At 72.4% G+C, this 17,458-nt stretch carries 20 protein-coding genes and 1 pseudogene; 11 read left to right on the top strand and 10 right to left on the bottom strand.

What is annotated here, in order from left to right; all coding sequences use genetic code 11:
* Positions 1 to 27: 27 nt before the first annotated feature.
* From IE258_RS05290 to IE258_RS05285, 3 genes and pseudogenes are all read right to left on the bottom strand, one after another.
* A complete protein-coding gene (locus tag IE258_RS05290; protein ID WP_229891938.1) occupies positions 28 to 834 on the bottom strand; it encodes a hypothetical protein in 807 nt (268 codons plus the stop codon).
* A gap of 84 nt (positions 835 to 918) precedes the next feature.
* A pseudogene (locus tag IE258_RS41995) lies at positions 919 to 1,089 on the bottom strand (helix-turn-helix domain-containing protein); the annotation flags it as partial.
* A 69-nt stretch (positions 1,090 to 1,158) separates the two neighbouring features.
* On the bottom strand, positions 1,159 to 1,311 hold the full coding sequence (locus tag IE258_RS05285) for a hypothetical protein (protein ID WP_189739537.1): 153 nt from the start codon (positions 1,309 to 1,311) through the stop codon (positions 1,159 to 1,161).
* A gap of 794 nt (positions 1,312 to 2,105) precedes the next feature.
* On the opposite strand from IE258_RS05285, the gene IE258_RS05280 reads away from it, so the two are divergent.
* The 3 genes from IE258_RS05280 (at position 2,106) to IE258_RS05270 (ending at position 5,738) form a co-directional block, all read left to right on the top strand.
* Entirely contained in the window at positions 2,106 to 3,389 is a 1,284-nt protein-coding gene (locus IE258_RS05280; protein ID WP_229891937.1) for a Clp protease N-terminal domain-containing protein, read from the top strand.
* 34 nt (positions 3,390 to 3,423) lie between these two features.
* Entirely contained in the window at positions 3,424 to 4,992 is a 1,569-nt protein-coding gene (locus IE258_RS05275; RefSeq protein ID WP_189739534.1) for a sensor histidine kinase, read from the top strand.
* Between the two features lie 92 nt (positions 4,993 to 5,084).
* A complete protein-coding gene (locus IE258_RS05270) occupies positions 5,085 to 5,738 on the top strand; it encodes a response regulator transcription factor (RefSeq protein ID WP_189739531.1) in 654 nt (217 codons plus the stop codon).
* A gap of 27 nt (positions 5,739 to 5,765) precedes the next feature.
* Here IE258_RS05270 and IE258_RS05265 read toward each other — a convergent pair whose 3' ends face one another.
* From IE258_RS05265 to IE258_RS05255, 3 genes are all read right to left on the bottom strand, one after another.
* The gene (locus tag IE258_RS05265; RefSeq protein WP_189739528.1) at positions 5,766 to 7,457 is read right to left on the bottom strand and encodes a bifunctional 3'-5' exonuclease/DNA polymerase; all 1,692 of its coding nucleotides are present in this window, start codon (positions 7,455 to 7,457) and stop codon (positions 5,766 to 5,768) included.
* A 51-nt stretch (positions 7,458 to 7,508) separates the two neighbouring features.
* Positions 7,509 to 8,294, bottom strand: a complete 786-nt coding sequence (locus IE258_RS05260; protein ID WP_189739525.1) for a Clp protease N-terminal domain-containing protein — start codon at positions 8,292 to 8,294, stop codon at positions 7,509 to 7,511.
* A gap of 112 nt (positions 8,295 to 8,406) precedes the next feature.
* On the bottom strand, positions 8,407 to 9,039 hold the full coding sequence (locus IE258_RS05255; protein WP_189739521.1) for a LysE family translocator: 633 nt from the start codon (positions 9,037 to 9,039) through the stop codon (positions 8,407 to 8,409).
* Positions 9,040 to 9,125: 86 nt separating this feature from the next.
* Here IE258_RS05255 and IE258_RS05250 point away from each other — a divergent pair, with 86 nt between their 5' ends.
* On the top strand, positions 9,126 to 10,301 hold the full coding sequence (locus IE258_RS05250; protein ID WP_189739518.1) for a DUF2786 domain-containing protein: 1,176 nt from the start codon (positions 9,126 to 9,128) through the stop codon (positions 10,299 to 10,301).
* A gap of 91 nt (positions 10,302 to 10,392) precedes the next feature.
* Here the strand turns inward: IE258_RS05250 and IE258_RS05245 are convergent, their stop codons facing one another.
* From IE258_RS05245 to rpmB, 3 genes are all read right to left on the bottom strand, one after another.
* Positions 10,393 to 10,959 (bottom strand): hypothetical protein, encoded by a 567-nt coding sequence (locus IE258_RS05245; protein WP_373309720.1) that lies wholly within the window; start codon positions 10,957 to 10,959, stop codon positions 10,393 to 10,395.
* Positions 10,960 to 11,185: 226 nt separating this feature from the next.
* Positions 11,186 to 11,491, bottom strand: coding sequence for a 30S ribosomal protein S14 (gene rpsN / locus IE258_RS05240; protein WP_127896913.1), 306 nt, complete (start codon positions 11,489 to 11,491; stop codon positions 11,186 to 11,188).
* Entirely contained in the window at positions 11,491 to 11,727 is a 237-nt protein-coding gene (rpmB, locus tag IE258_RS05235) for a 50S ribosomal protein L28 (protein ID WP_011028971.1), read from the bottom strand. The genes rpsN and rpmB overlap by 1 nt, the downstream gene beginning before the upstream one ends.
* 72 nt (positions 11,728 to 11,799) lie before the next feature.
* On the opposite strand from rpmB, the gene rpmG reads away from it, so the two are divergent.
* The 5 genes from rpmG (at position 11,800) to IE258_RS05210 (ending at position 14,213) form a co-directional block, all read left to right on the top strand.
* On the top strand, positions 11,800 to 11,964 hold the full coding sequence (gene rpmG / locus IE258_RS05230) for a 50S ribosomal protein L33 (RefSeq protein WP_189739515.1): 165 nt from the start codon (positions 11,800 to 11,802) through the stop codon (positions 11,962 to 11,964).
* Between the two features lie 6 nt (positions 11,965 to 11,970).
* Positions 11,971 to 12,225, top strand: coding sequence for a type B 50S ribosomal protein L31 (locus IE258_RS05225; RefSeq protein ID WP_159327256.1), 255 nt, complete (start codon positions 11,971 to 11,973; stop codon positions 12,223 to 12,225).
* Positions 12,222 to 13,412 carry a CobW family GTP-binding protein gene (locus tag IE258_RS05220; protein WP_161377047.1) on the top strand — a complete coding sequence of 397 codons (1,191 nt, stop codon included), beginning with the start codon at positions 12,222 to 12,224 and terminating at the stop codon, positions 13,410 to 13,412. The genes IE258_RS05225 and IE258_RS05220 overlap by 4 nt, the downstream gene beginning before the upstream one ends.
* Positions 13,413 to 13,417: 5 nt before the next feature.
* Positions 13,418 to 13,657 carry a 30S ribosomal protein S18 gene (gene rpsR, locus IE258_RS05215; RefSeq protein WP_189739512.1) on the top strand — a complete coding sequence of 80 codons (240 nt, stop codon included), beginning with the start codon at positions 13,418 to 13,420 and terminating at the stop codon, positions 13,655 to 13,657.
* 304 nt (positions 13,658 to 13,961) lie between these two features.
* Complete coding sequence (locus IE258_RS05210) at positions 13,962 to 14,213, top strand: DUF397 domain-containing protein (RefSeq protein WP_059301673.1); 252 nt, start codon at positions 13,962 to 13,964, stop codon at positions 14,211 to 14,213.
* Positions 14,214 to 14,242: 29 nt separating this feature from the next.
* Here the strand turns inward: IE258_RS05210 and IE258_RS05205 are convergent, their stop codons facing one another.
* The gene (locus tag IE258_RS05205) at positions 14,243 to 14,707 is read right to left on the bottom strand and encodes an ATP-binding protein (protein ID WP_159327259.1); all 465 of its coding nucleotides are present in this window, start codon (positions 14,705 to 14,707) and stop codon (positions 14,243 to 14,245) included.
* A gap of 366 nt (positions 14,708 to 15,073) precedes the next feature.
* Between IE258_RS05205 and IE258_RS05200 the strand changes: the two genes are divergently transcribed.
* Entirely contained in the window at positions 15,074 to 15,910 is an 837-nt protein-coding gene (locus IE258_RS05200; RefSeq protein WP_016326540.1) for a Sco1979 family transcriptional regulator, read from the top strand.
* A gap of 74 nt (positions 15,911 to 15,984) precedes the next feature.
* Positions 15,985 to 17,445 carry an aldehyde dehydrogenase family protein gene (locus tag IE258_RS05195; RefSeq protein ID WP_189739506.1) on the top strand — a complete coding sequence of 487 codons (1,461 nt, stop codon included), beginning with the start codon at positions 15,985 to 15,987 and terminating at the stop codon, positions 17,443 to 17,445.
* Positions 17,446 to 17,458 lie beyond the last annotated feature (13 nt).

The raw sequence follows: 17,458 nt of genomic DNA, 5'->3' as shown, positions 1-17,458 counted from the left end.
GTGAGGGCTGCGCTGTACAAGCAGCGGTCAGTTCAGCCGGTCGGTGTAGGTGACGTAGATGACCTCGGAGACGGTGTCCAACTTCTCGCTCACGGCGTCGGCTATGAGGGACTCCCAGGCGGACGTATCGGCGAGTCCTGCAGTGGCGAAGACTTCGGAGGGGGCTGCGACGGTGATGTGCAGCCGGGACTGCCGGCGCTCGACGCCGGCGACCCGGCATCTGCGGAACATCTCCGCCTCCGTAGGTGGCATGCCCTTCTCCTTCCATTGCTGCCGGTCGAAGAGGGCGGTCCATACCTCCTGGACGGTGCGCTCCGCGTCGTTGTCGCACTGCGTGCACTGTTTCGTGCGGCCGTCAGCCTGGTCCGAGAGCCTGATCCGCTTCACCGCGGTGCACACCTGGCAGCGCACCGTCCAAGGCACGTGGTAGCCCCGGTAGCGCTCGGCGGGGGCGTAGCCCGCGGAGGACAGGAGTTGGGCGGCCTGCTCGGCTGTCACCCGCCCGGAAGGGTCCTCCGCCGCCTCGGCCTCCTGCAGGTCGAGCAGGGTTTTGGAGGCGTTGAGCTCCACGGCCTGGTGCCGTCGAACGCGTGCCCATGCCTGGAGCCATTCTGCGTGGTCCCTCTCGGGTACTTCACAGGCGCGCAGGAAGGCCACCAACTGCTCGGGTGAGCTGGGTACCTGCCGACGGCTGACGATGCGCTGGGCGGCGCTGCTGGAGAGCGTGGCTCCGGCGGAACGGGCTCGGCGCTCCATCTCGCGGCGCGAGGGTGCTCCCGCTCGCTCGTGGACATCGGCCAGTCCGGTGCCGAGGTCTGCCAGATCGCGCATCATGCGCGGCTTGGGAACGGATCGGCGCTTCGTGACGTGAGCCTCCGCGTGTTCCTCACGGCGTGCTTCCAGCCATAACCGGTCCGTTTCATCCACGTCCAGGCCACAGGCCGCGGCATACGCGCGAGCCACTTTGCGTCCCGGCACGCTCCGTCCGCCGGCCGCGCGCTGCAGTGTCGCTGCGCTGTATGCCGAAGTCCGTTGGGCCAGTACCGCGTAGCTGAGCCCTTTGCGGGATCGCCCCTCGCGCAAGAACACGGCGAGTTCGGCTCTGGCTGTGCCCGGCCAGGGCACCGCTCGTTCTGGTCTCCCCACGTCCGTTGCCCGTCACTGGCACGTCGCCGCGGCACGCCCGCAGCTCGAGGGCCGCACCCGGTCGTTGCCGGCGAGCGCTGCCAGGGCGGCGATGGCCGTCGCGGCCTGTGCGGCCACAGCGATGGTGCTGGTCAGGGTGAGGCCTGACAGCACAAGAACGATCACGACAACGACAACTGCGCCAGCGGCTGTTGCCGGCACGCACGCCTGCCTGGAGAAGCAAAGCGCTCGGCGTGACCGGGCGATGAGAGAATGCTTGGGCACGGGGTCCTCCTGACCTCTGAAAAACGGATGTCGGCAGTGGCCGCACGACCACGCTCCTGACTCCGAAGTGATCCGGCCGGTGAGGAGTAGGCGCTCCTGAACGGCTCCCGAAATCCTGCCAGGAGCAGCACCACCGCAGGACCGAGCCGGGTGTGTTGGCGCATTTCTGAGTCAGCCCGCAAATCAGACCCAGTCGTCTGGCGACCGCCACGTATGCCACCAGCAGCCCGCATTTCGCTATGGCACGGTCTGAGTCAATTCGCTGACCAGGAACTCCGCTTCATGACCGTCGGGACACACCACACCTTGATCGTTTCAGGGTCATCGGAAAAGTCACTTCGGTCCACCACCACTTGTCCCAACGCACCCCGTTTGACACGCTCATGGCTGCCGATGTCCAGAACATGGGCTCCTCCCTGACGCTCCTGGCTCCACCATCAGCGGTACGGGAACTCCCGGCAGGCCAGGTTGGCGCGTGGCTTGCTTCGGGGCCGGCCCGCGCAGTGGTCCGGCCCCGTTTTCGAGACCCGTAGGTCGGACATCCGGCCTGCGGGTCTTCTTTTTCTCCTCGGTGCTCGCGGGGCGGGCCGATCGGACCGGGAGTCTGGCCGGTTGGCAGGCGCGGGGGTGGGGTGGGGGTGCCTAGCGTCGTTCGCGTAGTCGGGGCGGAGCGCCGCGTGGTGAGGAGAGGTTCGATGGGGCAGCGAGGGACGACGGCAGATCTGGCCGGGCTCGGGGTGACGACGGAGTTCGAGCCGGACGTCATGGAGGTGCTCGTCGCGACGGTGCGCCGGGCCGTTCGGGGCGAGTCGGCGTTCGCGGGGACGGACACCCTGCTGGCGGAGCTGGTGATGGGGGACTCGGAGGCGGGGGCGGTGATCGCTCCGGGGATGCGGAAGTCCGGTGGGCTCAGTGGTTTCATCCAGGCCCGGGCGGGTCTGGGCTGGGTCAGTGAGGACGAGGCGAGCGGTGGGTCGGGCGTGCGGGCCGACGAGGTCGAGGTCGAGGCCGCCTGGCGTGAGGCGTGGTGGCGGTTCGGGCGGGGGCTGCGCGAGTCGGCGCGGGAGGGCATCCCGGCCGTGCCGCCCGTGTTGAGCGGGGCGATGCGGAGCTGCCTGCTGCGCGCGCTGGCGTCCGCGCGTGCCGAGGGCACGGTCTCCGTGCGCTGCCGGCATGTGGCCAGGGCGCTGCTGGAGCTGCCGGACAGCAGGGCGCGGGAGGCGCTGCTGCTCCGGCGACTGGACGCGTCCGAGGCGCTGACCCGCCTTGACCGGCTGGACGCCGAGGCCGCGGGGTCGGACGAGGCGAGCGAGCGGCCGGAGTCGTACGGCGTGCTGCTGCTGCGCAGGGCCGGGACGGTGGGCAGGAGCGGCAACCGGCTGTCCCGCGCGTTCACTTCGTGGACCGCTCAGTCCGGGCTCAACGGCTCACCGGTGCTGTTCGCCGTGAACGTCGAGGCCACGCGCCAGGCGGTGCGGTGCGGGCGGGACACGGCGGAACCGGTGGATCTGCTGCTGGGGGCGCTGGCCCTGGACCGGGGGTTGGCCGTGGCGGGGCATGCCCTTCCGGAGGATCTGGTGGAGGCCAATGCCGCCTCGGCCGTCCTGCGCCGGCACGGGGTGCGGCAGGTGTCTCTCGTCGCTGCGGCCGGGACTGCGATTTCGGCCGGTCCTGTCGCCTCGGCCGGTCCCGTCGCTTCGGCCGGGATTGCCGTTTCGGCCGGTTCCGGCGCTTCGGCCGCGTCGGTCGGCGGTGGGGCCGAGCAGGCCGGGGGAGAGCGGGCGAGGCTGTCCGCCGCTGCCGAACGTGTCATCGCGGGCGCCCGGCTGCGGGCCGCCGAGCGGGGGGCGCCCACCGTCGGTACCGTCCATCTGCTGTCCGCGCTGCTCGACGATGCCGGTGCCGCGGAGTTGCTGGTCGCTGCGCAGGTCGATCCGGCCGCGCTGCGGGGCGAGCTGGACGGCCTGCCGGGTGCGTGAAGGCGGGGACGGCCGGGCCGATAGCGTTCCGGGGATGCGGGTGCGTAGCAGTGGTCAGGACTCCGGCGGCGGGCACGCGCCCCGGCCGTCGGCCCGGGTGCGGCGCGCGACGGCCGGTGCGGCGCGCCGGGTGCGGCGGGAGGCGGTCGCCGGCTGGGCCGCGGTGCGTGGGGCCGGACGTCGTACGGTCGTCGTCGAGGGGCTGCTCTGTCTCCTCACGGCCGCCTTCGGGCTGGTGCCCCTGTTGCTCGTGGTACCCGCGCGGCCGGGGCTCGCGGTGGCGGAGGCCCTCTGGGCGGTACTGCTCGTAGCCTTGCGCCGCGGGAGACCGGTCGCCGCCGTCCTGGGGTCCTCCCTGCTGGTCGTGGGGGTCAACGTGTGGACGCTGGCGGTTGCGCCGCTCGTCGTGATGTCCGCGACCCGGCGCATCGCACCGACGCGGCGTGCGTGGGAGGTCGTCGGGGCGGCCTCGGCCGTGGTCGGGGTGCTGACCGTCGCCACCGTGCCGTTCCGGACCGAGCCCCTCGCGTTCCAACTGGTGGGCAACGCCATCTCGTTGGCGCTGCTCCTGGTGCTTCCCGCCCTGGCCGGGACGCTGTTGGGGCAACGGCGGCCGCTCGTCAGCCTGTTGCGTGAACGCAACGCCTATCTGGAGCGGGCACGCGCCCTCACCGCCGAGGCGGCCCGGGCGGAGGAACGGAACCGGATCGCGGGCGAGATGCACGACCTCCTGGGCCACCGGCTGAGCCTCATATCCGTGCACGCGGGGGCACTTGAACTGGCGGCCGCGCGGCAGGCGCCGGCCCTCGCCGGGCAGACCGAGCTGCTGCGTACGACCGCCGGTACGGCGATGGAGGAACTGCGCGAGATCCTCGGCGTCCTGCGGCACGCCGACTTGGCCGGTGCGGGGGACGACCGGCCCGGCGACGAGCGCGGGACCAGGGAGGACATCGCCGCGCTGGTGACGGAGTCCCGGCGGACCGGCAGCGCCGTCGAGCTGGACTGGTCCCTCCCGGACGGGGCGGAGCTGGGACCACGGACGCGGCAGGCCATTCACCGGGTGGTCCGCGAAGGGCTCACCAACGTGCTGAAACACGCCTCCGGCGCGCCCACCCGGGTGCAGGTGACGAGCGTCGGCGGCGGGATCGAGGTCTCCGTCACCAACGCCCCGCCGCCCGTGGCCGGGCCCTCCCGCGGCGGCAGTCGCAGCGGACTGGCCGGCTGCCAGGAGCGGGTCGGGCTGCTCGGCGGCACGTTCGAGGCGGGCGCCCTGGTGAACGGCGGCTTCCGCGTTGCCGCCCGGCTGCCCGCGCAGGGGCACCGGGGCCAGGGAGGCGACGGCGCCGCACAGGGTGCCGCCGACCGGGCTGTGCTTGAGCGCCCCGCGCTCGACCGCCCCGCGCTCGACTGGCCTTCGGCCAGCACGTCTGCGGCTTCTCCTCACCCCATCCTCCGCCCCGGGGCTGAAGGAGCCCGTGCCCCGCTGCCGGACGAGATCCTGACCTGGCCGCGCGTCCTCGGCTCGGGCTGCGCGGCACTGGCCGTGGTCCTGCCCACGGCGGGCTTCCTCGTCGTCCTGCTGGTGCTGGCGGTCCTGGGATGAACGGAGGACGCGGGGTCGGTACGGAGGAATGAGCGCGGATGACCGCGGATGGGCGCGAATGACCTAGCGACCTGCGGTCCTAGGATGAGCTGATGATCCGAGTCCTGGTCGCCGACGACGAGGCGCTGATGCGCGCCGGAATCCGGCTCATCCTGGAGAACGCCGACGACATCGAGGTGGTCGCCGAGGCAGGCGACGGCAGGGAAGCCGCCGCGGCCTGTCGCGACCAGGACGTCGACGTCGCCCTGGTCGACGTCCAGATGCCGGTCCGGGACGGTATCGCCGCGGCCGAGGACATCTCGCGACTCTCGCCCCGCACCTGTGTCGTGATGCTGACGGCCTTCGGGCAGGACGCGCACGTGACGCGGGCCCTGCGGGCCGGGGCCAGTGGCTTCCTCCTCAAGGACACCGGCCCCGCCGACCTGATCCGCGCCGTCCGGCTCGCCGCCAGGGGCGAGCCGGTGCTGGCCCCGCGGATCACCCGGCGGCTGCTGGAGCGGCATGTGCGGTCGGGCCGCGACACCGAGGCCGCGCTCACCCGGCTCGACGGGCTGGCCCCGGCCGAGCGCGACGTGCTGCGGTTGCTCGGCACGGGTCTGTCCAACGTGGAGATCGCCGACCGGCTGTATCTGAGCGCCGGTACGGTCAAGGCGCACATCAGCCGCATCCTCACCCGCACCGGCTGCGCCAACCGCGTGCAGGCCGCCGTCCTCGCCCACGACGCGGGGCTCCTCGACGAGCCGTAGGCCGATTCGCGCCGGCCAGGGCGCCGCTCACTTCGCGTCCGCGTAGCACTCCACCACCGCCGTCGTGAACGGGAACCGCACCGGCGTCGTCCCGAACGTCAGACGTCCCGCCAGCTCCGCCGCGTCCCGGATCGCCGCGACGACGGTCTCGGCCTCCTCCTCGGGACAGTGCACGATCACCTCGTCGTGCTGGAAGAAGACCAGCTCGGCCGCCATGTCCGCGCAGGTCCGGCGCAGCGCGGCGAGGAGCAGCAGGGCCCAGTCGGCGGCGCTGCCCTGGACGACGAAGTTGCGGGCGAAGCGGCCCCGTGCGCGGGCGTTGGTGGAGGCGTACCCCGGCACCCACTCCTGGGGGCGGTCCCCGGCGTCGGCGGGGTCGTCCTGCGGCAGGCCCGCCTCCTCGGTACCGTCGGCCGCGCCGGCCGCGGGCGGGCAGGTGCGGCCCAGCCAGGTGCGCACCAGCCGCCCCTCCTCGCCCGCGCGGGCCGCGTCGTCGACGTACGCCACCGCCCTGGGGAAGCGGCGTCTGAGCGCGGCGAGGTTCTTCAGGCCGTCGCCGGACGTCTGGCCGTAGACCGCGCCGAGCACGGCGAGCTTGGCCTTGGCGCGGTCGCCGGAGAAGGCGCGGTCGGAGACGGACTGGTAGAGGTCGCTCTCGCGGCCGGCCACCTCCATCAGACCGGGGTCCCGGGAGATCGCCGCCAGTACGCGCGGCTCCATCTGGTCGGCGTCGGCGACGACCAGCCGCCAGCCGGGGTCGGCGACGACGGCCCGCCGGATCACCTTGGGGATCTGCAGCCCGCCCCCGCCGTTGGTGACCCAGCGCCCGGTCACGGTGCCGCCGGCCAGGAACTCGGGGCGGAACCGGCCGTCGCGCACCCAGTCCTGGAGCCAGGACCAGCCGTGGGCGACCCAGATCCGGTACAGCTTCTTGTACTCGATCAGCGGCTTCACGGCCGGGTGGTCCAGCGACTCCAGCTCCCAGCGGCGGGTGGAGCGGACCTTCACGCCCGCCTGCCCGAACGCCTTGACCACGTCCGCGGGCAGGTCGGGCCGCACCCGGCGGCCGAACGCCGCCGACACCTCCTCGGCCAGCTCCGCCAGGCGGCGCGGCTCGCCCCCGCCCGCATACCGCTCGCCCAGCAGGTCGTGCAGGACCTCGCGGTGGACGTCGGCCCGCCAGGGCAGCCCCGCGCGGTTCATCTCCGCGGCCACCAGCATCCCCGCCGACTCGGCGGCCGTCAGCAGGCGCAGCCGCTCGGGCTGCGCCGAGCGGTCGTGGCGGCGCTGCTGCTCGGCGTAGACGGCGAGCAGGTCGGACAGGGGGAGGTGGACGGTCTCGGGTTCGAACAGCGAGGACTGCGCGCCGGGCTCGGCGGAGCGCTGCGGTGGGTCGGGCGGTACGGGTCCGCCGCGCAGCCGGGCCAGGGCGGCCGCCGCCGAGTGCGGCTCCCCGTACCGGCCCTCGTGGCCGAGCAGGAGGGTCTCGGCGGCCTCCATGTCGTAGCACCGCTCCACTCGCACCCCCGTGGCGAGCAGGCGCGGTGCGATCTCGGCGGTGGACCGCCACACCCAGCGCGTGACCTCCGGTCTGCTCCGCACCGCCGCGGCGAGGTCGGGCTCCCGCCGCACCGGCCCGGCGGGCAGCCCGTCGGCGCCGAGGGCGGCGACCTCCACGCCACCGCCCTCGGCCACCGCGAGCGCGCACCTCTCGGCCATGTCGCGAGTGTCGCAGGCGGGTCTGACAACGCCCGCGCGGCGCGGCCGGCCTCAGCCCTCTTCGGGCGTGGGCCCCGCCGACCCGGTCTCCACCGTCTCCTCCGCCGTCTTCTCCTGCGCGAGCTGGATCAACTCCGCCAACGCCTCGACCACGTACCGCTCGGTCGCCGCCTTGTCGAGACCGAGCCCGCTCAGCACGCCGGCGCCGTCCTCGTGCTCCAGCAGGGCGAGCAGGATGTGCTCCGTGCCGATGTAGTTGTGACCCAGGCGCAGGGCCTCGCGGAAGGTGAGTTCGAGGACCTTCTTGGCCGCGGCTCCGTAGGGCACCAGCTCCGGGACCTCCGCGGCGGCCGGCGGGAGCGCCGCGGTCGCCGCCTCGCGGATCGCGTCCAGGGTCACGCCCTGCGCGGCGATCGCCTTGGCGGAGAGGCTCTCGCGCTCGGTGACCAGGCCGAGGACGAGGTGTTCGGGCAGGCCCTCGGTGTTGCCGGCGGTCTTGGCCGCGTTGTGGGCGGTCATCACGACGTTGCGCGCGCGGGGCGTGTAGCGGCTGAAGCCCTGGCTCGCGTCCAGGTCGGCCGACTCCTTGGTCACGAAGCGCTTCTGCGCCGCCTGGCGGGTGACGCCCATGCTCTTGCCGATGTCCGTCCAGGAGGCGCCCGAACGCCGAGCCTGGTCCACGAAGTGGCCGATGAGGTGGTCGGCCACTTCGCCGAGGTGCTCGCCGGCGATGACGGCGTCCTGAAGCTGTTCCAGCGGCTCCGGGTGCACCTTCTTGATCGCGTTGATGAGTTCGTCGAGGCGTACGGAAGACGTGATGCTCGGGTTCGTCGTCATGTGTCAACCGTAGGTTGCACCCCATAGGGTGTCAACTGTCGGTTGACACCCTATGGGGTGCACTGCTCGGTCGCTGCTCGGCCTACCGCTCAATCCACCGCTCGGTCCACCGTCACTTCGGCGACGCCACCACCAGACGCACCGCCAACCCCGTGAACACCGTCCCGGAGACGATGTTGAGCCAGCGGTTCACCCGGGCACTGCGCCTGAGGTGATTCGCCAGCCGCCCCGAGAGCAGCCCGACGAAGCCGTCCCACAGGAAGCCCATCACCACCAGCGTTCCGCCGAGCACCAGCAGCTGGCCCGGCACGTGCCCGAGCGAGGGGTCGACGAACTGCGGCAGGAACGCCACGTTGAAGAGGATCACCTTGGGATTGAGCAGGTTGGTGATCGCGCCCTGCCAGAAGGCCCGCCGCATGCCCGCGACCCTCGGCGCCGCATCGTCCCCGCCCGGCACCGACCGGTCCCGGAATGCCTTCACCGCCAGATACAGCAGGTAGGCGGCGCCCGCCCAGCGCAGCACGTGGTACAGCGTGGGCAGCGTCGTGAAGAGGGCCGACAGCCCGAGTGCCGCGGCGACCGCGTGCACGAGCATCGCGCAGGCCACCCCGAACGCGGCCATCACCCCCGCCGTGGGCCCGCCCCGGCCGCCCATCGCCACGATGAACATCATGTCGGGGCCCGGAGTGATGCACAGGGCGAAGGCGGCGACGAGGAACGCCGTGTAGAGAGTTGTGTCCACCATGCCGGTCATGGTTGGCCCCGGCGGGCGCGGACCCGGCCGAATTCCGCGGAGTGAGACGGGCCGGGCTGCCGTGGCACCATCGCCGGGTGAGTACGCCCCGAACCGTCGACCGTGCCTTCGAGACCGCCCTGTACGACACCGCCGACGACGCCCTCGACACCGCCGCCTCGCTGCTCGCGGCCGATCCCGCGGCGGACGCGGAACTGGCCCGGCGCGGCGAGGAGTTCGTGGCCACGGCCTGGCGGCGCGGCTGGCAGCCCGCCGACCTCGTACGCATCGTGCGCCGCGAACTGGACGACGTGCACGTACGGCTGGTGGCCGCGCTGATCCGCGCCCAGGCGCCGCACGACCGTGCGCGCGGTCCCCGCTGGGCCGCGCAGCTCGACGACCTGCCGGACGCGGAGGCGACGGTGCCGCCCCGCGCCGACCGCTTCTCGCACGCCACCGCCGTACTCGAGCTGTACCGCCTGCTGCTGCGGCTGCCCGGCCTCGAGCCCCTGGAGACGGGGGCGGCGGGGGAGGCGCCGCGTCGGGACCGGGAGAACCGGCCGGAGTCCCGCGCCCTCGCCCGCATCCGCGCGCTGCTCGCCAAGGCGGAGGCGACCGGGTATCCCGAGGAGGCGGAGGCACTGAGCGCAAAGGCGCAGGAGCTGATGGCCCGGCACAGCGTCGACGAGGCGCTGCTGGCCGCGCAGGCGCAGGGGTCGGCGACCTCGCCCGACACGCCGGGGGCCTGCCGGATCGGAGTGGAGCCGCCCTACGAGCAGGCCAAGGCGGTGCTGCTGGACGCGGTGGCCGACGCCAACCACTGCAGGGCCGTGTGGAACGAGCCCTTCGGCTTCTCCACCGTCGTCGGTTTCGAGGCCGACCTGGAGGCGGTCGAACTCCTCTACACCTCCCTGCTGGTGCAGGCCGAGGCCGCGATGACGAAGGCGGAGGCCGGGCAGCGGGCCGGCGGTCGCAAGCGCACCAAGACCTTCCGGCAGTCGTTCCTCGCCGCCTACGCCCACCGCGCGGGGACCAGGCTGCGGGCCGCCGCGGAGGCGGCCACGGAAGCGGCCGCGACGGGGGCGGCGGACGCGAACCTCCTGCCGGTGCTCGCCTCCCGCGAGGTCGCGGTCACCGACCGCGTGGAGCGCATGTTCCCGCAGACGACCACGACCCGGCTGCGCGGCGCCGCGGACGCGGCCGGCTGGACGGAGGGCACCCGCGCGGCCGACGCCGCCCGGGTCGGCCACCACCGGCCACTGAAACAGGGCTGAGGCTGAACCGGATCCGGCCCTACAGCCGGGGGGGGGAACCAGCTCCGGCCTTACGGCCCGAGGCTGAACCGGCACCGGCCGTACGGCCCGTTCAGGACCCGAGGCCGGCGGTCGGCAGGCCGGGCGGGAGCGAGCCGCCCTCGGACCTGGTGTACGTCTCCTCGCCGAGTTCGCCCTCCCAGGCCACCGTGAGCGAGGTGGCGTCGACGGCCCCGACCTTGCCGGTCGACCGGTCGTCGTCGCCGGCGGTGCACTTGAGGTGGATCGTCCGGGTGCCGGAGGTCTCCTCCGTCGTACCGCTGCACACGGTCCCGCCGGTGGCGAACAGGGCCGCCTTGCCGCCGGTGACCATCAGGGCGACGGCCTGGCCGTCGGTGGTCGCCAGCCAGCTGCCCTCCAGCTCCCCGGCGGCACCGGCGGACGGGGACCCGCCCCCGGCGCCGCCCGGGTCCGTGCTCGCGGACGCGCCGGGCGCCGCCGAGGACTTGTCGCCGCCGGCCGAGCCCTCGCCCGAGCCGCTGTCGGAGCCCCCGTCGTCGGTGCAGGCGGTCAGGACCAGCGCGCCCGCCAGGCCGAGGCCGAGCGCCGCGGCGCGCACGGACGGGCGGCGCGCCCGCCGGTGCGGGGCCCCGCCGCGCGGAACGTCCGCACGCGGCACGGTCGCCGTACCAGCCGCAGCCGCACCAGCCGTACCAGCGGTATCCGCTGTATCCGCCGTATCTGCCGTACCCGCCGCATTCGCCGCACCCGTGACCCGCGCCGCCCCCGTGGTCGGCATCGTGCGCGTCGTGTTCTCCGTGCTCGCCCTGTTCCCCGCAGTCACCCACGTCACCGGAAGCTCCAAGCTGTAGCCGGACGGCCGTTCGGCCCCGAACAGCCGCAAGCTACCAGGAGGACTTGCGCACCCCGGGAAGATGCCCGGCATGCGCCTGCTCGCGCAGATTCACCCGGGAGAGCCCGAAGACGCGGAAGTATCCGCGCGGGCGTCCGTCCACCTGGTCGCGGTTGCGCACCCGCGTGGGGCTCGCGTCGCGCGGCTGCCTGCGCAGTTCCCGCTGGGCGGCGAGCCGTTCGGCCTCCGTCGACGAGGGCCGGCGGAGGATCTCTTTCAGCTCGGCCCGGCGTGCCGCGTACCGCGCGACGATCTCCCGCCGCTGCTCGTTCTTCGCGATCTTGCTCTTCTTCGCCATCAGATCCTCACCCCACGGGCACGGATGCGCGCCACGGCCGCCTCGACGCCGATCGAGTCGACCGTCCGGATCCCCTTCGTGCTCAGCCGCAGCCGTACGTGCCGGTTCTCGCTCGGCAGCCAGTAGCGCTTGGTCTGGATGTTGGGGTCGAAGCGGCGCGAAGTGCGCCGGTGGGAGTGGGAGATGCGGTTGCCGAAGCCGGGCCGGGCCCCGGTCAGCATGCAGTGGGCGGACACGGTGACGTACCTCTCCTCCGGGCCGGACGGGCCCTAGCTGTTAATGGAATTCATTTTCAGTAAGATAGCAGCATGGCACGCACCGAACTCCGCCCGGTCGTCAAGCTCCGGTCCACCGCCGGGACCGGCTACACCTACGTCACCCGCAAGAACCGCCGCAACGATCCGGACCGCCTGGTCCTGCGCAAGTACGACCCGATGGCCGGCCGCCACGTCGACTTCCGAGAGGAGCGCTGAGACGCCGTGCGCAAGGGAATCCACCCCGAGTACCGCCCCGTCGTCTTCCGGGACCGGGCCGCGAACTACGCCTTCCTCACCCGCTCGACCATGACCAGTGAGCGCACCGTCGAGTGGGAGGACGGCCGCACCTACCCGGTCGTCGACGTCGAGGTCTCCCACGTCAGCCACCCCTTCTACACCGGCACCGCCCGCGTCCTGGACACCGCCGGACGCGTGGAGCGCTTCGAGCGCCGGTACGGGAAGCAGGACGGGGCATGAGCGGGCAGGGCCGCTTCCCCGAACCGCCGGTGGTGATCGTCGGCGGGCTGCACGCCGACGCGCGCAGGGCGGCCGTGGCCCGGCTGCTCGCCGACGTGCCGGGCAGCGTCGTCCTCCACCACGACCTGGCGACGGCCACCGCGGGGACGGTCGTACGGACCGTGCGGGACGCCACCGGCATCCTCGCCGCGGGCGAGGCGCCCCTGGTCAACGACTGCGCGTGCTGTGCGCTGCGCGAGGACCTCGTCCCCGAGCTGGTCCGGCTCGCGGAGGCCGGGGGCACCCCGCTGGCGGTCGTCGAGCTGTGGGACTCCGTCGAGCCCAAGGCGATGGCGGAGGTGGTGACGGCCGGCGGCTTCACCGTCGCCGGCGTGATCACCGCCGTCGACCCCGCCCTGGTCCTGCCGTACCTCGGCAACGGCGACGACCTCGCCGAGGGCGGCCTCGCCGCCGCGGCCACCGACCAGCGCACCGTCGCCGACACCTTCGCGCGGCAGCTGGAGTACGCCTCCGTCCTGGCGCTCGCCGACTCCCTCCCCGGCTCGCCGGAGGCCGACGAGGAGGACCGCGAGCTGCTGGCCCAGCTCCATCCGACGGCCCGCCGGGTCCCGATCGGCCACGGGAACCCGGCGGGCGCACCCCACGCGAGCCCGGAGCTGGCGCGGGCCGCCCTCGCCGGGTTCGACGTGGAGGCCGCGGCAGCCGCCCAGCACCCGGCCTGCGCCCTGCTGCCCGCCGAGGCCGACGCGCACGGCGTCGCCACCCTGGTCTGGCACCGCCGCCGCCCCTTCCACCCGGAGCGGCTGTACGCGGCGCTCGAGGACCTGACCTGCGCCGCGGCCCGCAGCCGGGGGCGGTTCTGGCTGGCCGGCAAGGGGGACACGCTGCTGCACTGGGACGCCGCCGGCGGTGCGCTGTGCGTGGAGAGCGCGGGACCGTGGCTCGCCTCGCTCCCCGACGCCGCGTGGGAACTGGTGCCGCCCGTGCGCCGCGCCGCCGCCGCGCTGGACTGGCACCCCGAGCACGGCGACCGCTGCCAGCACCTGGTCTTCACCTCCCCCGGCCTCGACCGGGACGGCCTGGAACGGCTCCTGGAGTCCTGCCTGCTGACCGACGCCGAGTACGCCGCGGGGCAGGCCGCCTGGGACCGGCTGCCGCCCGCCTTCGACACCCTCCTGGAGGTCTGACCCCCATGCCCCGACCCCGCAAGAACGACCGCACGCCCGCCCGGCAGCGTCCCAACCCCCTGGACCAGGCGGGAGTGACGTACGTCGACTACAAGGACACCGAGCTGCTGCGGAAGTTCATCTCCGACCGCGGCAAGATCCGCAGCCGTCGCGTCACCCGCGTGACCTCCCAGCAGCAGCGGCAGCTGGCCAGGGCGATCAAGAACGCCCGCGAGATGGCGCTGCTGCCGTACGGCACGCGCTGACCCGCCCGCCGTACCTCACGCACCAGCGACAACACCGGGGCGCGCCCGTACCGGTCGGGCCCCGGTGTTGTCGCATGTTGTTGCATATTCTTCGAATTCGGGGGCACATGCGGGAACGACTTCCCGGGCCCCGGCGTCGTAGAGGGCAGGGCTCGGTAAAGCGGTCGTCAAAGCTGTAACCGCGGGAACACCGCGCGTGCACGTGCATTTGCTCATGCATCTGCACGTGAACAGGGTTATGATCCGGATCAGTTGACCACTGCATCAATGGCCACATCAGCCAGTGCACACCGGGGAGCGACCTGTGGACCACGACGTGTACGACGTGTACAACGGCATGGCCGCCACGCAGTTGCACGATGCGGCCTGGCAGAAGAGCCGGCGCAGCAACTCGCAGGGATCGTGCGTGGAGTTCGCGCGCCTGCCCGACGGCGCGGTGGCGGTGCGCAACTCCCGCTTCCCCGACGGTCCCGCGCTCGTCTACACGCGTGCCGAGATCGAGGCCATGCTGCTGGGCATCAAGGACGGCGAGTTCGACCACCTGATCGCGAGCTGACCCGGGCGTCCGGCCCGCCCGGACAGGTCCTAGACGCGGAACAGCGCCCAGACCACCTTGCCGTTGAGCGTCCCGGCGAGCGGGTGCCAGCCCCAGCTGTCGCTGAAGGAGTCGACGAGGAACAGGCCCCGGCCCGATTCCGCCGAGAAGTCGTCGGTCTCGCGGGCCACCGGGCTGTCGTGGCTGGGGTCGCGCACCGCGCACACCAGCCGCTCGGTCCAGCGCATCAGGTGCAGCCGCACCGGTCCGTGCTGTTCGTCGTGGCGCGGGGTGTCCGCCGGCAGCGCGTGCCGCAGGGCGTTGGTGACCAGTTCCGAGACCACCAGGCAGACGTCGTCGAAGCGGTCGCCGGTCTCCCAGCCGTCGAGCGTTCTGCGGGTGAACCTCCGGGCCTCGCGCACCGCTTCGAAACGGGGTGGCAGGGCGCAGGAGGCGGCGTTGGACACGGCCGCGGGGTCGAGTGGCGGAAGGCCCTGCCGTAACGGCTCGAGCATGGTCGATCCATTCGTCCCCATGCGAGGCACTCCCGGGAATTCGCGGTCGTAGCGATGCGGCGCGGTGGTGCGGGGACCATGGTTTCGGATGCGTACCTCAGATGCAAGGGCAGATGCACGTGCACGTGACCGAAATGGACCTGCCCGTACCGCTTGTTGGTCAATTTTTCCGTCGTCTTCGCCTCCCTTTCATCTCCTGCGGAGGCCGGTTCCGACCCGCGGCGTGCATGATCCTGCCCATTTCCTTTGGCTCGATTCCGTTTCCGTAACCGGACGAGTACTGCTCGAAGTGTTTTAGTGGCAGACTGCGGCCCCTGAAGACGGTTGGGGAGGCTGGCGAACGTGAGCGCGGGAGAGCCCGGATCGGTGGTGCGGCGCATGCTGCTCGGATCACAACTCAGGCGACTGCGTGAGACGCGGGGGATCACGCGAGAGGCCGCGGGCTACTCGATCCGCGCCTCCGAGTCGAAGATCAGCCGGATGGAGCTGGGCCGGGTGAGCTTCAAGACGAGGGACGTCGAGGACCTGCTGACGCTGTACGGCATCACGGACGAGCAGGAGCGCGCCTCCCTGCTCTCCCTGGCCAAGGAGGCCAATGTCGCGGGCTGGTGGCACAGTTACTCGGATGTGCTGCCCAGCTGGTTCCCCACCTACGTGGGGCTGGAGGGCGCCGCCTCGCTGATCCGTGCCTACGAGGTGCAGTTCGTGCACGGCCTGCTGCAGACCGAGGAGTACGCCCGCGCGGTCGTCCGGCGCGGCATGAAGGGCGCCGGCGAGGCGGACGTCGAGCGGCGGGTGGCGCTGCGCCTGGAGCGGCAGAAGCACCTGGTCGCGGAGAACGCCCCGGAGTTCCACATCGTGCTGGACGAGGCCGCCCTGCGCCGCCCGTACGGCGACCGCGAGGTGATGCGCGGCCAGCTCCAGCACCTGATCGAGGTGTCCGAGCGCCCCAATGTGCGCCTCCAGGTCATGCCGTTCGGCTTCGGCGGGCACTCCGGCGAGAGTGGCGCGTTCACGCTCCTCAGCTTCCCCGAGTCCGACCTCTCGGACGTCGTCTACCTGGAGCAGCTCACCAGCGCGCTGTACCTGGACAAGCAGGAGGACGTCACCCAGTACGAGACGGCGCTGAAGGAACTCCAGCAGGACAGCCCGGGGCCGGACGAGAGCCGGGACCTTCTGCGGGGACTCCTCCAACTCTCCTGAAACGTCAGTACGATGACGCCCAATCAGGCGGCTCGCTCGCGGCGGCTGCGGCAGCTAAGGGGATTGAGGAACACATGTCGTCGTACTTCACCGACCTCGCCCAGCAGTACATCGACGGCGAGTGGCGTCCGGGCACCGGCTCCTGGGACATCATCGACTTCAACCCGTACGACAACGAGAAGCTCGCCTCGATCACGATAGCCACGGCCGACGAGGTCGACGCCGCCTACCGGGCCGCCGAGCGCGCGCAGAAGCAGTGGGCCGCGACGAACCCGTACGCGCGCCGCGCGGTGTTCGAGAAGGCGCTGCGCCTGGTGGAGGAGCGCGAGGCCGAGATCAGCGAGGCGATCGTCGCCGAACTGGGCGGCACCCGGCTGAAGGCCGCCTTCGAACTGCACCTCGCCAAGGAGTTCCTGCGCGAGGCGGTCCACCTGGCGCTGCGCCCCGAGGGCCGGATCATCCCCTCCCCGGTCGACGGCAAGGAGAACCGTGTCTACCGGGTGCCGGTCGGTGTCGTGGGCGTCATCAGCCCCTTCAACTTCCCCTTCCTGCTCTCCCTGAAGTCGGTCGCCCCGGCCCTCGCCCTGGGCAACGGCGTCGTCCTCAAGCCGCACCAGAACACGCCCATCGTCGGCGGCACGCTGGTCGCGAAGATCCTTCAGGACGCGGGACTGCCGGGCGGCCTGCTCAACGTCGTGGTCACCGACATCGCGGAGATCGGCGACGCCTTCATCGAGCACCCGGTCCCCAAGGTGATCTCCTTCACCGGCTCCGACAAGGTCGGCCGCCACGTGGCCACGGTCTGCGCCGCCAACTTCAAGCGCTCGGTCCTCGAACTGGGCGGCAACAGCGCGCTGGTGGTCCTGGACGACGCCGACGTCGACTACGCGGTCGACGCCGCCGTCTTCAGCCGCTACGTCCACCAGGGCCAGGTCTGCATGGCCGCCAACCGCGTGCTGGTCGACCGCGCGGTGGCCGACGAGTTCACCGAGAAGTTCGTCGCCAAGGTGAGCACCCTCAAGACCGGCGACCCGCGCGACCCCGAGACCGTCATCGGCCCGGTGATCAACTCCTCGCAGGCGGACGCGCTCTCCGGCGTCGTCGAGCAGGCCCTCGCCGAGGGCGCCACCGCCCTGGTGCGCGGCACGGTCACCGACAACCTGGTCGAGCCGTCGGTCCTCACCGGCCTGCCCGCCGACTCCGCGCTGTTGCGGCAGGAGGTCTTCGGACCGGTCGCCTTCCTCGTCCCCTTCGACGGCGAGGAGGAGGCCGTACGCCTCGTCAACGACACGCCGTACGGGCTGAGCGGCGCCGTGCACACCGGGGACGTCGAGCGCGGGGTCAACTTCGCCAAGCAGATCGACACCGGCATGTTCCACGTGAACGACGGGACCGTGCACGACGAGCCGATCGTGCCCTTCGGCGGTGAGAAGCACTCCGGCATCGGCCGTCTCAACGGCGACACCATGATGGACGCCTTCACCACCCAGAAGTGGATCTCCGTGCAGCACGGGCGCAGCGGCTTCCCGTTCTGAGGCGCGTTCCGAC

Source organism: Streptomyces tendae, from assembly GCF_014650435.1.
Classification (GTDB): Bacteria; Actinomycetota; Actinomycetes; order Streptomycetales; family Streptomycetaceae; genus Streptomyces; species Streptomyces tendae.
The sequence above is the reverse complement of the archived record's forward strand: the minus strand, read 5'-3'. Positions and strand labels throughout refer to the sequence as shown.